Annotated in this window: 12 protein-coding genes; 7 read left to right on the top strand and 5 right to left on the bottom strand. The window is 68.7% G+C overall.

The genetic code is table 11. The features are described 5' to 3' along the window. Positions 1-113: 113 nt before the first annotated feature. The 4 genes from Q7P21_RS13230 to Q7P21_RS13215 form a co-directional block, all read right to left on the bottom strand. Positions 114-983 (bottom strand): RimK family alpha-L-glutamate ligase, encoded by an 870-nt coding sequence (locus Q7P21_RS13230; RefSeq protein WP_304177429.1) that lies wholly within the window; start codon positions 981-983, stop codon positions 114-116. Between the two features lie 49 nt (positions 984-1032). Then, a complete protein-coding gene (locus tag Q7P21_RS13225) occupies positions 1033-2433 on the bottom strand; it encodes an efflux transporter outer membrane subunit (RefSeq protein WP_304177428.1) in 1401 nt (466 codons plus the stop codon). A 64-nt stretch (positions 2434-2497) separates the two neighbouring features. After that, positions 2498-4024 carry an MDR family MFS transporter gene (locus Q7P21_RS13220; RefSeq protein WP_304166658.1) on the bottom strand — a complete coding sequence of 509 codons (1527 nt, stop codon included), beginning with the start codon at positions 4022-4024 and terminating at the stop codon, positions 2498-2500. Positions 4025-4034: 10 nt separating this feature from the next. Next, the gene (locus Q7P21_RS13215; RefSeq protein ID WP_304166655.1) at positions 4035-5126 is read right to left on the bottom strand and encodes an HlyD family secretion protein; all 1092 of its coding nucleotides are present in this window, start codon (positions 5124-5126) and stop codon (positions 4035-4037) included. A 128-nt stretch (positions 5127-5254) separates the two neighbouring features. On the opposite strand from Q7P21_RS13215, the gene Q7P21_RS13210 reads away from it, so the two are divergent. Together Q7P21_RS13210 and Q7P21_RS13205 are read left to right on the top strand one after the other, a co-directional pair. Further along, positions 5255-6202: a LysR family transcriptional regulator gene (locus Q7P21_RS13210; protein ID WP_304166652.1), complete on the top strand. Its 948-nt coding sequence runs from the start codon at positions 5255-5257 to the stop codon at positions 6200-6202. An 82-nt stretch (positions 6203-6284) separates the two neighbouring features. Next, positions 6285-6968, top strand: a complete 684-nt coding sequence (locus tag Q7P21_RS13205; RefSeq protein ID WP_304166649.1) for an HD domain-containing protein — start codon at positions 6285-6287, stop codon at positions 6966-6968. 17 nt (positions 6969-6985) lie between these two features. Here the strand turns inward: Q7P21_RS13205 and Q7P21_RS13200 are convergent, their stop codons facing one another. Continuing rightward, the gene (locus Q7P21_RS13200) at positions 6986-8356 is read right to left on the bottom strand and encodes an MFS transporter (RefSeq protein WP_304166647.1); all 1371 of its coding nucleotides are present in this window, start codon (positions 8354-8356) and stop codon (positions 6986-6988) included. Between the two features lie 98 nt (positions 8357-8454). Between Q7P21_RS13200 and Q7P21_RS13195 the strand changes: the two genes are divergently transcribed. The 5 genes from Q7P21_RS13195 to Q7P21_RS13175 all read left to right on the top strand — a co-directional run. Continuing rightward, positions 8455-9090: a glutathione S-transferase family protein gene (locus Q7P21_RS13195; protein WP_304177427.1), complete on the top strand. Its 636-nt coding sequence runs from the start codon at positions 8455-8457 to the stop codon at positions 9088-9090. Positions 9091-9408: 318 nt separating this feature from the next. Continuing rightward, complete coding sequence (locus tag Q7P21_RS13190) at positions 9409-9867, top strand: hypothetical protein (RefSeq protein ID WP_304171423.1); 459 nt, start codon at positions 9409-9411, stop codon at positions 9865-9867. A gap of 76 nt (positions 9868-9943) precedes the next feature. Beyond that, complete coding sequence (locus tag Q7P21_RS13185) at positions 9944-14017, top strand: PAS domain S-box protein (RefSeq protein WP_304177426.1); 4074 nt, start codon at positions 9944-9946, stop codon at positions 14015-14017. Further along, positions 14001-14435: a response regulator transcription factor gene (locus Q7P21_RS13180; RefSeq protein ID WP_304177424.1), complete on the top strand. Its 435-nt coding sequence runs from the start codon at positions 14001-14003 to the stop codon at positions 14433-14435. The genes Q7P21_RS13185 and Q7P21_RS13180 overlap by 17 nt, the downstream gene beginning before the upstream one ends. Positions 14436-14570: 135 nt before the next feature. Then, a partial coding sequence (locus Q7P21_RS13175; RefSeq protein ID WP_369695344.1) for an SIMPL domain-containing protein occupies positions 14571-14944 on the top strand: 374 nt, incomplete at its 3' end.

The following is a 14944-nucleotide window of genomic DNA, read 5'->3' as shown; positions in this document are numbered from 1 at the left end:
GGGCGTAGCGCTTGAAGCTGCTAACCGAAGTCGACATGTGCGGCCTCCCGGCCAATGGCCCCGTTGCAGGGGTCTTCCAGCCAGAGACTAACCCCTTGGGCTTAATGGGGGATTTAAGGCGCTGGGCTTGAGACGCACTCGCAACAGGCTGCGGCCAGCCGCTCGCCCAGGTCAGGGGCGAAGTGCGGGAAGAGGTGGGGCTCGACCACTTCCAGTTCCATGAGCAGCAACTGGCCCCGGTGCGGGACCAGGTCGACGCGGGCGGCCAGCGCCGGCACGGGCAGGGCGTCGATGAAGGCTTGAGCGACCGCGATCTCGCCCGCGTCGGGATAGTGGGCCTGTTCCTGTCCACCATGGATGATCTGGATGCGGTAGTCGCCAGCGCCGGAGGTCTTGCGCACGGCGTGGGAGAAGGCGCCGGCCACGAAAATGTAGGAGATCTCCCCCTCGGTGAGGATCTCCGGGATCAAGGGCTGGGCGAACAGGCCCGGATCGAGGCTGCGGCCGGCGGCCTCGGCGCGGGTCAGACGGGCCTGGCCGAAGCCGGAAGAGCCGACCACGGGCTTGAGCACCAGCTCCTCGGCGTCGAGCCGGTCGAAGGCCTGGATGAGCGGGACGCTCGTCTCGGTGAAGACGCTGGGGATCACCGGCAAACCTCGGTCGGCGAGGTCTTGCAGATAGCGCTTGGAGAGGTTCCAGCGGATCAGTTCGGGGGCGTTGGCGACCCGGGTCACGGCGCCGGCCCGATCGAGGAAGCCCAGGAACTCGGCCTCGCGCTCGGTGTAGTCCCAGGTGGTGCGAATGAAGACGAGATCGAAGGCGGCCGGATCGCAGGCGCGCCAGTCGACCTCCGTCAGGGTGATCCCCTGGGCCGCGAAGGCCGGGGTGAAGGCGGCGAGCTCGCGGTCATGCTCATAGGCGTCCGGCCGGCGGTTGGCCGCCGTGGCGAGCACCTCGGCGCAGGCGAGATAGGCGACCTTCATAAAGACCTCGGGCTTGCGGACCTCAGGGGCGGCGGCCCGCAGCCATAACCTAGGCCTTAGCGGGCTTCCAGTTGGTCGCCGTCGACACCAGCAGGCTCACCAGGTCCTGGTCGCGGCGCCCCTGGGCGACGACCAGGTCACGCCGGGCCTTGGCGAGGTCGCGTTCGGCGGAGATCACCTTGAGCAGGGTCCCACCGCCAAGGCTGTAGGCGGCGCGGGCGTCCTTCAGTCGCGACTCCTGCACGGCCTGGACCCCGGTCAGGGCGGTGATCGCCCGGTCGTCCTCGGCCAGCGAGGCCAGGGCGTCGGAGACCTGGACGAAGGCGCGCAGGACCGTCCCGTTATAGCGGGCGAGCGCCGCGCGGGCCTCGGCCTGGGCGGCGTGCTGGCCGGCCTTCAGGCGGCCGCCGTCGAACAGCGGGGCGGTGAGCCCGCCCGCCAGGTTCCAGCCGGTGGAGTCGTAGCGGAAGATGTTCTCCGGCTTGATCGTGCCCTGGGTCAGGCCGGCGGTCAGGCGGATGTCGGGATAGAGACTGGCCGTGGCGACGCCGACATCGGCGGTGGCGGCGTGCAGTTCGGCCTCTGCGGCCAGGATGTCGGGGCGCTGGCGCACCAGGGTCGAGGGCAGGCCCACGGGCAGCTCGGCGGGCCGGGTGAAGCCCGTCTGGGCGAAGTCCGGCGCGGCCCAGTCAGCGGGGGCGCGGCCGACCAGCAGGGCCAGCTGATGGCGGGCCAGGGCCAGGTCGCGCTCGACCGCCGGACGCATGGCTGCGTCGCGGGCCAGATCGCCCCGACCGACGGAGAGGTCGGAGGGCGCGGCGCCGCCGATCGCCTGGGCCTTGCCGACCATGTCGACCGTGCGCTGATCATCGGCGACCACGGCGTCGAGGGCGTCGAGTTCGGCGCGCAGGGCGGCGATCCTCACCGCCTGCAAGGCGACATTGCCGGTCAGGGTCAGATAGGCGGCGTCGACGCGGGCCGCCTGGGCCTGGGCGCGGGCCTGGGCGGCCTCCAGCCGGCGCTTGCCGCCCCCGAACAGGTCGAGGTCGTAGCTGACCGTTCCGCCGATCGAATAGAGGTTGATGGTCGGGCTGGGGAAGCCGGTGAAGCCGAAGGCCTGGGTGTTGATCCGCTCGCGCTGAGCGCCGGCGCTGCCGTCGACCTGAGGGCCAAGCGCTCCTTGGGCCGCTGCAGCCTGGTCCTGGACCTTGCGCAGGGTGGCGTCGGCCTCGGCCAGGGTCGGGCTGCCGGTCAGGGCCAGGCGGATGGTCTGGTCGAGCTCCGGCGAACCCAGGGCGAGCCACCATGCGCCCGCCGTCCGGGCGTCTGGGGAGAGACGGACGGCGGGCGCTCCGGCGTCGCCGACCATCGCATAGGCGGGGGCGCCTGGCGTGGTCGGTCGCTGGAAGTTCGGTCCCACGACGGCGCAGGCGCCGAGCGTGAGGGCCAAGGGCAGGACAAGGGCGGACCTTGTTGTCGATTTACGGCGGAGCTTGGGGAAAGGATGCATGGGGTCAGTCGACCTCGATGGCGACATGGCCGCCCGGTTGGCGCTTGGCGGGACGCATGAGCAGCAGCATCGGCATGCAGGCGATGGTGATGATCAGCATGAGTTTGAAGTCGTCGATATAGGCGATCATCGTCGCCTGGCGGGTGATCTCGCCGTTCAGGGCCTGAAGGCCTGTGACGCTGGAAAGATCGAAGCGCCCGGCCAGGTCGGCCTGCACCACCGGGTCGGCGGGAACGATGTGGGCGGCGAGCGCCCCGTGCATGGTCTGGGTGTTGGCGACCACCAGGGCCTGCATGATCGAGATGCCGACCGCCGAGCCCATGTTGCGGATCAGGGTGTAGAGCGACGAGCCTTCCGGCCGCAGATGGGCCGGGATGGTGGCGAAGGCCAGCGTCGACAGCGGCACGAACAGCAGGCCGATGCCCAGGCCCTGGATGAAGCCCGAGATCATGAACGGGGTCGCGCCCATCGACAGGTCGAAGTGGATCATCTGCCACAGCGACACGCAGGAGATCGAAAGCCCGGTGACCAGGATCAGCCGGGTGTCCACGCGACCGACCAGCTGGCCGACCGCGAACATGGCGATGAAGGAGCCGACGCCGCGCGGCATGCTGACCAGGCCCGAGGTCAGGACCGGATAGCCCATCAGCCCCTGCATCATCGGCGGCAGCAGGGCCATGGTGGAGAACAGGAGAATGCCGATGAAGAAGCCGAACACGCTGGCGGTGACGAAGTTGCGGTCGGCGGCCAGGGCCCGATCGAAGAACGGGGTCTTGGCGGTCAGGGTGTGGGCGATGAACACCCAGGCCGCGCCGAGCATGACCAGCAGATAGACCCAGACCTCGGTCGAGGCGAACCAGTCGAGGCCGGGACCCCGGTCGAGGATCAGCTGCAGGCCGCCGATGAAGGCGATCAGCGAGAAGAAGCCCAGGAAGTCAAAGGGCTTGGCCTTGGTCTCGCGGTCGGCCGAGATGAACACCAGCACGCCCAGGAAGGCCATGACGCCGACCGGCAGATTGATCAGGAACACCCAGCGCCAGGAGGCCTGCTGGGTCAGCCATCCGCCGATCGCGGGGCCGAGGATGGGGCCGAGGATCGCGCCGGCCCCCCAGATGGCCATGGCCTGGCCATGCTTCTCAGGCGGGTTGATGTCGAGCAGCACCGCCTGGGACAGCGGGATCAGAGCCGCGCCGAACAGGCCCTGGAGCAGACGGAAGCCGACGATCTCCGGCAAGGAGGTGGCCGCGCCGCAGAGCATGGAGGCCAGGGTGAAGCCGCCGATCGAGATCAGGAACAGCCGCTTGCGCCCGATGCGGTCGGCGAGCCAGCCGGTCATCGGGGTCATGATCGCCGCAGCCACGATATAGGAGGTCAGGACCCAGGTGATCTGGTCCTGGGACGCCGAGACGCTGCCCTGGATATGGGGCAGGGCCACGTTGGCGATCGTGGTGTCCAGCGAGTTCATCACCGTCGCCAGCATGATCGAGATGGTGATCGGCCAGCGGTTCGCGCGGTCCTGGGCGTCGGTCATGGCCAGCGCCTCAGCCGGCCGTGGGCGGCGTCCGCTCGACGGCGCCCGGCGACTTGACGTCGACCTTGACGGAGGCCGAGAGGCCGGCGCGGCCGGCCATGGCGGGCGGCGGCTGATCGAAATCGATGCGGACCGGCAGGCGCTGGGTGACCTTCACCCAGTTGCCGGTGGCGTTCTGGGCCGGCAGGGCGGAGAAGGCCGAGCCTGCGCCAGGGCTGAAGCTGGCGACATGGCCCGTCAGCTTGGCGTCGGCGGCGGCGTCGACCTTGATGGCCACATGCTGGCCGACCTTCATCTTGGCCAGCTGGTCTTCCTTGAAGTTGGCCTCGATCCAGGGCTTGCCGGAGATCAGCCAGAAGACCGTCTGGGACGGGTTCACATAGCCGCCGACCTGCAGCTGGTCGACGCGGGTGACCACGCCGTCGGCCGGCGCGATGATCACGCCATAGCTGACGTTCAGGCGGGCGCGATCGAGCTTGGCGCGCGCGGCGAGCACGGCGGGTTGATTGTCGACGGCCTGGTCGGGGTGGCCGTTCAGATTGGCCAGGGCCTGGGCGGTGCGCTGGCGGGCGGCGGCCACGGCGTCGGAGGCCTGCTGCGCGCTGTGGGCGGCGGCGTCGGCCTCCTGCTGCGAGGCGACGCCGGCGGCGACCAGGGCCTTCTGGCGGGCGGCCTCGCGGGTGGCGAAGGCCAGCGTGCCCTCGGCGCCGGACAGATTGGCCTGTTCGGTCTGATAGGCGGCCTGCAGCGAGCGGACCTGGACCTCGGCCTGGGCCACATCGGCCACGGCCTGGGCGGCGCTGGCCTGGGCGTCGCGGGTGTCGAGCCGGAACAGGGGCTCGCCGGCATGGACCTGCTGGTTCTCATGGACGTAGACGGCGATCACCCGGCCGCCGACGCTGGAGCTCACCGGCGCCTTGGCGATCTGGACATAGGCGTTGTCGGTCGACTGATAGCGGCCGCCGGTCACGACCGCGATAATCGCGATCAGCAACAGCACCGCCGGACCCCCGACGATCAGGGGCATGCGCCAGCGGCGCAGCCAGCTTTCGCGGCCATAGGTCACTTCGGCGACAGGCCGATCACCCTCTGCATCGCTCAAGAGGTGTGTCCTTTCAGAACTTTATTCGCAGATTCGCTCACGGCGCGACCCTGGGGGAGGCGCCGGTGGGGAAGGTGGAAATAGGCGAAGCTTCGAGATGACGGAAATGATATGTAGTCACGCTGAAAATGAATGAACTGCATATCCATAGATTAGACCTGAATCTGCTGCGGGTCTTGGATGTCCTGCTGCAGGAGCGCAACGCCACGCGGGCGGGCGCGCGACTGGGCCTGTCGCAGTCGGCGGTGAGCCATGCGCTGGGCCGCCTGCGCTACGCCCTGGACGACGAGCTGTTTCACCGTGATCCGCGCGGGCTGAAGCCGACGCCACGCGCCCTGGAGATCGGGCCGCAGGTGCACAGCGCCCTGACCCAACTGGAGGCGGCTTTCGCGCCCACCAGCTTCGAGGCGGCGACGACCGAGCGGCGGTTCGTGCTGATGGCCGGGGCCTATACCTGCGGCGTGCTGGTCCCCCGGTTGGTGGAGCGGATGGCCCGGGAAGCGCCCAATGCGGGCCTGGTGATCGCCGAGTTCGGTCCAGACATCCTCGATCAGCTGGACGGTCGGCGCGCCGACTTCGTGATCGGCGGCTTCGCCTCCGGCCCGGAGCGCCTCGTGCAGGAGGTGCTGCTGACCGAGCATCTGGTCTGGGTGGTGCGGGCGGAGAATCCCTTGCCGTCCGGGCCCATCAGCCTCCAGACCCTGGTCAGCGTGCCGCATGTGGTGATCGCCCGCTCGCGCACGGACTGGGGCTCGGGCCTGACCATTCCGGGCAGTTGGGAAGACGCCGACGCCTTCGAGGCCGTGCTGCATGAGCATGGGCTGAAGCGTCGGATCGGGGTGACGACGCCCGACACCTATTCGGCGGTCTCGGTGGTGCGCCAGTCGGACATGGCGGCGCTGTTGCCTTCGCGCATGGCCAACCTGACCAAGCAGAGCGGCCTGTTGCGGGTGCTGGAGCCGCCCTATGTGTCGCCCAAGGTGGAGCTTGGCTTGATCTATCTGGCCGACCGCATGGCCGATCCGGCCCTGGTGTGGATGCGCGATCTGTTGCGCCAGGTCGCCGCCGAGGTCTGACCGGTCTTGGGGTTCGCCCTGGCCGCAGGACGTGTCTAAGGTCTGGGTCTCCAGGGTTTGCTGAGCCAGGAAGGACGCCGGGATGCGATATCGTCAGGTCTTGTTGTGCGGCGTGGCCTTGGCCTTGAGCCTGGGCCTCGTCGGCGCCCACGCGGAGGTCCCGTCGGCGCCCGCCGCCTGGCGGACCAGGATCATGGCGCTCGGCGCGGAGCATTTCGGCAATCCGGCCTGGGGCTATTCGCATTCCCAGCGCGACTATGGCCTGGCCAGGCGGCTGGCGGCCGCCGATCACGTCAGCCTGGACGACGACGTGCTGTTCGCCGCCGCGCAACTGCATGACATGGCCGCCTTCGCGCCCTGGCGGGATGAGAAGCAGGACCACAGCGACGTGGCCGCCGACCTGGTGGGTGCGATCCTGGCCGAGACCGATTTCCCGATGGCCAAGCTGGAGGCGGTGCGCGCCGCTGTCCGCACCCACATGTACTACCGCGACCCGGTGGGGCCGGAGGCGCGCTATCTGCATGACGCCGACGCCCTGGACTGGCTGGGCGCGGTCGGCGCCGCGCGGATGATCGCCCTGGCCGACCCCAAGGGCGGCGCGCCGACCGGACCGGCGACCATCAAGATGATCGAGAAGAACCTGGCCGCCGTCCCCTCGCGGGTGGTGACGCCGGCCGGCCAGGCCCTGGTGGCGGGGCGGGTGGCTGAGACACAGGCCTTCCTGGCGCAGCTGCGCGGCGAGACCGACGATCTCGCCACGTTCTAGCCGGGCGAGGATCGCCCCTAGCTGACCATCTCCTCGCGGATCGACTTGCGCGCCATCCAGAACAGGGCGCAGGCCACGACGCCCAGGCTCGACGAACAGATCAGCGCCCAGCGCACGCCGTTGGCGGAGCCCAGGCCGACCGGGCCGGCCAGGATGTCCGACAGCCCGCCGACGAACAGCGGACCCAGGCCCAGGCCGATCAGGTTGATGATGAACAGGATGATCGAGGCCGCCGTGGTTCGCATCTGCAGCGGCACCAGCCCCTGGACCGTGGCGTAGACCGGCCCGTACCAGAGCGAGCCGAGCAGGCCGGGCAGGATCAGTATGCCGAGCGCCGTGGTGGCGCTGGGCGCCAGCATGGCGGTGATGAAGAAGCAGGGGGTGAGCACGGCGGCGATGGCGGGTACGCTCATATAGGCCCGCAGGTCCCGCGCGGCGGCCTTGTCGGCGATGAAGCCGCCCACCCAGGAGGAGATGATCCCGGCCGTGCCGCCGATCATGCCCAGCGCCAGGCCCAGGAAGCCCGCCGGCTTCAGCCCCACATGGGCGGCGAGCGCCGCGACCTCCTTGGGGTGGTTGCGGAAGAAGAATGAGGCGGTGAAGGGCGCATTGCCATAGCCGATGAAGGCCAGGACGGCGGCGCCGAAGGCGATGAACCAGAAGGTCCGTCGACCCGCGAGATAGCGCAGGGTGGCGGCGAAGTGGCCCTTGCCCGGCGCATTGGCCCGGGCCTGGACGGCGGCCAGGGCCTTGCGCGGCTCGCGCAGGGTGCCCAGCACGATGACCGCGAACACGAGGCCGGGCAGGCCGGCCAGCAGGAAGGCGGTGCGCCAGCCATAGGCGTCGGCGACGATCCCGCCCATGGCCAGGCCGAGGAGCCCGCCGAGCGGCGTGCCGATCGAGAAGAAGGCCAGCGCCGAGGCGCGGTTCTCCTTGGGCACATAGTCGGCGATCAGGGAGTGGGCGGTCGGCGTGCATCCGGCCTCGCCAACGCCCACCCCGATGCGGGCCAGCACCAGCTGGACGAAGTTCTGGGCCAGGCCGCAGGCCAGGGTGAAGGCGCTCCAGACCGTCAGGGCGGCGCTGATGATCCAGATGCGGTTGACGCTCTCGGCCAGCCTGGCGATCGGCAGGCCAAGGCCGGTATAGAACAGGGCGAAGGCGACGCCGGTCATCATGCCGATCTGCCAGTCGGCGATGTGCAGGTCGTTCTTGATCGGCTCAGCCAGGATCGAGACCACCTGCCGGTCCAGGAAATTGACCGTGTAGACGCAGAGCAGGATGAACAGGGCGTAGCGCCGGTAGGGCGCGGACACCAATGGTATGGGGACCCCGGCGCCATCAGAAATGCTGGCGCCGTAGGGGGCCGGGGCGGATGCCTCGGTCATGGTGGCGTTTCCTCGATATTTTTTTGATCTTGGACCCACTAGACGGCGCCCGGTCGCGCCCGCCAATAGCGCTCGTGCATTTGTCGCGGGAGGCTCTGATGGAACTGGTGATCGGAACGAAGGCCTGGTCGACCTGGTCGCTGCGGCCCTGGTTGGCGCTGAAGAAGACGGGCGCGCCGTTCACCGAGACCCTGATCAGCCTGCGTCAGGAGAACGACATGACGCGCGAGGCGATCCTGCCGCACTCGCCGTCCGGCCTGGTGCCATGCCTGAAGACCGACGGCCTGGTGCTGGTCGATTCCCTGGCCATCTGCGAATTCCTGAACGAGGCCTATCCGGACGCGCGGCTGTGGCCCACCGATCCGGCCGCCCGCGCCCTGGGCCGCGCGGCGGCGGCGGAGATGCATTCCGGCTTTGTCGCCCTGCGCTCCGAATGTCCGATGGCGCTGGAGATCGCGCCCCGGCCCCTGGACCTGTCAGCGGCCGCAGGACGCAATGTGGCGCGGATCGCGCAGATCTGGAGTGAGCTCCTGGCGCGCTTCGGCGGGCCGTTCCTGCTGGGTGAATGGTCGATCGCCGACGCCTTCTACACGCCCGTGGCGACGCGCCTGCGCACCTATCAGATCGACCTCGCGGCGTATGGCGGCTCGGCAGCCGCCACGGCCTATTGCGGCGCTCTGCTGGAGACCCCGGAGTTCCTCGCCTGGGAAGCTGCAGCGCGCGCCGAGGCATAGCCCAAGTTGAATACCTGTAGTCTTGAAGTCGATATTCTCCATTCAGGCGAATTCATAGTCGCCCATTACGCGAAATGTGGCCGGATTCATTGCTCAAAATGAGTAGATCGCTGTTACGCGGATAGTCGTGTCGGCTATGCTCCAGGAATCGCGCGCTGAGGTCTGGGCCTCGGCGGGCGACATGAATTTCAATTGAACATGTGCCTGGGATCTATTGCCGGGATGCCGATCAGTGGGCGGTCGGTCTGACCGATCTCGAACCTGCGGCGATTTTGAGAAGCGAGTCAGGTTACGCCCATGCGTCGTTCTGGGGGACGAATGGAGTCCGGGGAGATCGCCCGCCGGCGCTATGTCACCAAGGCCAGCCTCGATCACTTCCTGCGCACGGCGGCCGTGCTGACCGAGGTGTTCGACGGCAACCTGCTGGCGGGGGTGGTGTTCCTGACCATCGCCCGGGCCGGGGTGCAGCATCTGAGCCTGACGCCCGGGCCGGGTGGGCCGGGACCGGACGGGGTTTTTCCCGACGAACTGCGCCGGCCGGTCAGCGTGATGAGCGTCGCCAACTTCCTGGGCCTGTCCTACGAGACCACGCGCCGGCATGTCAGCCTGCTGATCGAGCGCGGCCACTGCGTGCGGGTCGGGGCGCGGGGCGTGATGGCGCCAGCCTCGGTGATCCGGGGCGCGGTGATGGAGCGGCTGGAAGAGACCAGCTACACGGCGACCCATCAGCTGTTGCGCACCCTGCGGCGCGGACCGGACGACCTGTTCCCGGGCTGAGAGCGCGTCGCGCTGCGCCACATGGCCGCTGGCGCCAGTTAACCAACTGGTGGGAATGACGACGTAGAACGACGTTATGCAAAGTGCGTCTGGATCGGCTGTACATCACCAAGGCCAACCTTCGGCGCGAGGGCTCGTCGGGATTGGCGTCGCCGTCTTCGTCCTGGCCTTGGGAAGCATCGCCTTCACGGGCGACGCTGATCGGGTCGCCGCCGTCTGGCCGGTCAACGCCATGGTGGTCGCCATTCTTCTGCGCACCCCGGCCCGAGCCTGGGCCGGCTATCTGGCGGTGTCGCTCGTCGGCCTGATCGCCGCCAACCTGGCCATGGGCGACTCGACCTGGCCGGTCATGGCCCTGTCGATCTGCAACGGCGTCGAGATCCTGCTCTGCGCCAGCCTGATGCGGCGGTTCGCCGGCCTGGACATCGACCTCAGCCGCCAGCGTCACTTGCTGATCTTTCTCCTGGTGGGAGGCGGCCTGGCCCCCGGCGCTTCGGCGCTGCTGGCGATCCTACTCACGGGCCTGACGGGGAACGCGCTCGTCCTTTCGAACATCGTCAGATGGTATGCGGCCGACGCCCTGGGCCTGTTGATCGTGACGCCCGCCCTGCTGGCCCTGTCGCCGGGCGCCATGGCGACGTTGGACGGAAAGATCCGCGGCGGTCACGGCCTCGCGCCAATGGTCGTGCTGGTCGCCAGCCTCGCCGCCGTCTTTGGCCAGACGCAGTACCCGCTGTTCTTTCTTGTCCCGCCGGCGCTGATCTTCGTGGCCTTTGAGCTGAAGCTCGCGGGCTCGGCCCTGGCGCTGCTGGCGACCGCCGTCGTGGCGGTGATCCTCACGCTTGCGGGCCACGGGCCTACGGCGCTGATGCACGGCTCCATGGCGGCCCGATTGGCGATGCTGCAGATCTTCCTGGCGACCATGACCGTCTCGGTGTTGCCGGTGGCCGCGGCTATGACCAAGCGCAGCCGGCTCGAACTCGAATTGCGGACCTCGCTGGCCGAGATGGAAGCGACCCGGGCTGCGATCTTCGAGGCCCAGCGCCAATCCAATCTCGCCGAGCAGATCGCGGGCATCGGCCATTGGCGCCGCGACCGCGCCAGCGGCCGAGCCGTCTGGTCCGACCAGATGTTCCTGATCCATGGGACGACGCGCGAAGATTTTGGCGGCCGACTGACGGAAGCCATTGATCTCTACGGGCCGGAAGATCGGCCCCTCATCCACGCGCAGATTCTGCAGGCCTTCGAGACGGGCGAGCCGTTCGACCTGAAGGTCAGGCTCAATCGCCGCGACGACGGGCGGGAGCGTGTCGTGATCTTCAAGGGCGAGGCCGAGCGCGACCTCGCCGGCGAGGTCACCGCCATCTTCGGCGTGATGCGCGACATCTCCGACGAGGAGTCCGCGCGGGCCCGCATCGCCGAAAGCGAGGCGCGCTACCGTCTGTTGGCGGATTCCTCCACGGATCTGGTGGTGAAGTCCGGCCGCGACCAGATCATCCAGTACGCCTCGCCGTCGTTCAGCCGCTATGGGCACGCGCCGGAGGACTTGGTGGGATCTTCCATTCTGTCGCTGCTTCACCCGGAAGATCTGCCGAAGGTGGGCGAGATCGTCGCCGAGCTGCTGGCCGGTGGCGACGTCAACCCCACCCGGGACCGCACCTATCGTATGCGGGCTGCTGATGGCGACTTCATCTGGATGGAGGGGTCTCCGGCCATCATCCGCGACGCGGACGGCGCCACCACGGCGTTCATCTCCCAATTGCGGGACATCTCGGAGCGCCGCGCGGCCAATGCGAAGCTCGCTGACAGCGAAGCGCGCTATCGGCAGCTCGCCGATAGCTGCACCGATATCGTGCTGACCGTCGGGCGCGATGGCTTGATCCAATACGTCTCGCCCTCTGTCCGTCGCTATGGCTACGAACCGGACGAGCTGATCGGAACGCCCAACGTCAGCCTGCTGCATTCTGACGACCTGCCCAAGCTGCGGGAACTCATGACCGAGCTGTTCACCCAAGACGAGGTCGACCCGGCGCGGGACAGGACCTATCGGGTTCGCACGGCCGACGGGTCCCATGTCTGGATGGAAGGCAATCCGAGCACTGTGCGCGACGAGAACGGCGAGATCGTCGCGATCATTTCTCAGCTTCGCGACGTCTCTGAGCGGCGTGCCGCCGACGCCGCCCTGACGGAGAGCGAGGCGCGCTATCGCCTGCTGACCGCCAATGCGACCGACGTCATCGCCTGCTATGGGCTGGACGCCAACTTCACCTTCCTGTCGCCGTCCCTGATCTCGGTCATGGGCTATGCGCCGGAGGAGATGCTGGGCAGGCCGACCACCAGTTTCATGCATCCCGACGACGTCCGCCCGACCCTGCGCAAGTTCGCCGCCTATGTCGCTGCAGGGCCCGGCCCCGAACCCATCCGGTTCGAATATCGCGCCTATCGCAAGGACGGCGAGATGGTCTGGCTCGAGGCGCAGGCCAAGGCGATCTTTGACGCCGAGACCGGGGAGATCATCGAGTTCCAGGACGTCGTGCGCAATATCACCGAGCGCAAGGCGATCGAGGCCGCCCTGGCGGACAGCGAGACCCGCTATCGGCGGCTGGCCGACGCCGCACCGGACATGATCAGCGAGTGCGACGCCGAGGGGCGCATCACCTATGTCTCTCCGGCCAGCCGGCGGATCTTCGGCCTGGAGCCGGAGGCCCTGATCGGCCTGAACGCCTTCGCCCTGATGAACCGGGGCGATGACGCTAAGGCTCGCGAGATGTGCCAGGCGCTGATCGACACCCGTGGCCAGCAGACGGCCGCGCCGTTGCAGTATCGCGGTCGCCACCGCGACGGCCAGACGATCTGGATGGAGTCCAAGCCCGCGCCGATGATCGATCCGCTGAGCGGCGAGGTCACCGGCTTCATCGACGTGGTTCGCGATATCACCGCCCACAAGGCGCTGGAGGAAGATCTCGAGCGCGCCCGCCGCGCCGCCGAGGCGGCGGCCGAGGTGAAGGGCGAGTTCCTGGCCAATATGAGCCACGAGATCCGCACGCCGCTGACCGCCATCCTGGGCTTCACCAGCCTGTTGGCCGGCCGTGATGACCTCGACCCCGAGGCCCGCAAATACGTCCAGCGGGTGACGAGCGCCGGTCAGGGGCTGTTGTCCATCGTCAACGACATCCTGGACTTCTCCAAGCTGGAGGCCGGCCTGGTGGAGATCATGCCCCGCGCGGTCCAGCCCACCGATATGCTGCGCGACACCCTGTTGATGTTCGAGCCGCTGGCCCAGGCCAAGGGGCTGGAGCTGGAGTTCGAGCTGGATGGCGACCTGCCGCCTGGCCTGTCGATTGATCCCGACCGGGTGCGCCAGGTGCTGCTGAATCTGATCGGCAACGCCATCAAGTTCACCGAGACCGGCGCCGTTCGGCTGGCGGCGGCCTATGACCTGAAGCGTCAGACGCTGGAGGTGCGGATCGAGGACACCGGGGTTGGCCTCAGCAAGGTCCAGCAGCAGAAGCTCTTCCAGCGTTTCTCCCAGGTCGACGCCTCTTCCACCCGCCGTCACGGCGGCACGGGCCTGGGGCTGGCGATCTGCAAGGGCCTGACTGAGGCGATGGGCGGGCAGATCGGGGTCCGCAGTCGCGCCGGCCGAGGCTCGGTGTTCCACTTCACCATTTCGGCGCCGACGGCCGAGCCGCCGACGGCGGCGAGCACGGGTGCGACGGGCGGCGCCTCTCTGGAGGGGACGCGGCTGCTGGTCGTCGACGACAATCCGGTCAACCGTGAGCTGGTGCGCGCCATACTGGCGCCGCTGGGCGTCGAGGTGACCGACGCGGTCGATGGCCTGGACGGCGCGGACGCCGCGACCAAGGCGCCCTTCGACGTGATCCTGCTCGACATCCGCATGCCGGGCCTGACCGGGCCCCAGGTCGCTGAGCGCATCCGCAACCAGGCCGGTCCGAACCAGAACATCCCGATCCTGGCCTTCTCCGCCGACGCCGACCTGTCGATGTTCGAGGGGGAGGGCTCAGGCTTCGATGGCGCGGTGCGCAAGCCGCTCGTACCCATGGAGCTGCTGCTCGCGATCTCCGCCTGTCTGCAATGGGACGAGGCCGAGCCCACCCTTCTGGATGAAGCCCATGCCCCTGTCGGCTGAACCCACGCGCCGCCGGATCCTGGTGGTCGATGACGAGCCGGCGGTGCTGGAACTGATCACCACCCGGCTGGAGATCGCCGGGTATCAGGCCTTTTTCGCCCGCGACGGTCACGAGGGCCTGGCGCGGCTGGCTGAACTGCGTCCCGCCGCCCTGATCCTCGATATCAACATGCCGCGAGCAGACGGCTTCGAGGTGATGCGGCAGATGGCCAAGAGCGGCGCGATCCTGACCACCCCGACCATGGTGCTGACGGCCCGCAACCAGACGGCGGATATCCAGCGCGCCCTGGCGCTGGGCGCCCGCGACTTCCTCTCCAAGCCCTTCAAGGACGAGCAGTTGCTCGCCCGGGTGGCCCGGCTCCTGCGCGCCGCCCGACCTGTCACCCCGCCCCCGAAGGGCGGCGTGGTGATCATCTAGACCGGCGGCGCGCGCCGCCCGCCACATTTGGCCCAAGGCCGGACAGCTTCAGCGCATAAATCGGTCTGATTGTTCGCCAAGGGTCTCCGCTAAGATCCGGCCCAACCAGACCGGACATCGCCCCAGGGAGACCCCATGCGCCGCATCATCCTCAGCCTCTGCCTGGGCGCGCTCGCCGCGCCGGCCCTGGCCCAGACCGCCCCGTCCCCGCCGGCCGTCGCGCCCGGCCGCTATGCCCCGGCGCCCTGGTGGATGGACAAGCCGATCATCGCCTCGTCGGGCTATGTGACCAGCGAGGTCACGGCCAACCGGGCGAGCTTCCAGGCGACCTATCATGTGGTCGACCGCGATCCGGCGGCGGCGACCAAGGCGGCGGCCGACAAGGTCAAGGCCCTGGGCGCGGCGCTGGCGGCCTATGGGGCCGACAAGGTGCGGGTGGCGACCACCTTCCAGATCACCCCGCTCTATGACCAGTACCGGGACAAGGACGGCCAGCTGGTCGACAATGA

Origin of the sequence: Phenylobacterium aquaticum (genome assembly GCF_947378715.1) — a bacterium.
GTDB classification, from domain to species: domain Bacteria; phylum Pseudomonadota; class Alphaproteobacteria; order Caulobacterales; family Caulobacteraceae; genus Phenylobacterium; species Phenylobacterium aquaticum_A.
This window is presented reverse-complemented; position numbering and strand designations above follow the sequence as displayed.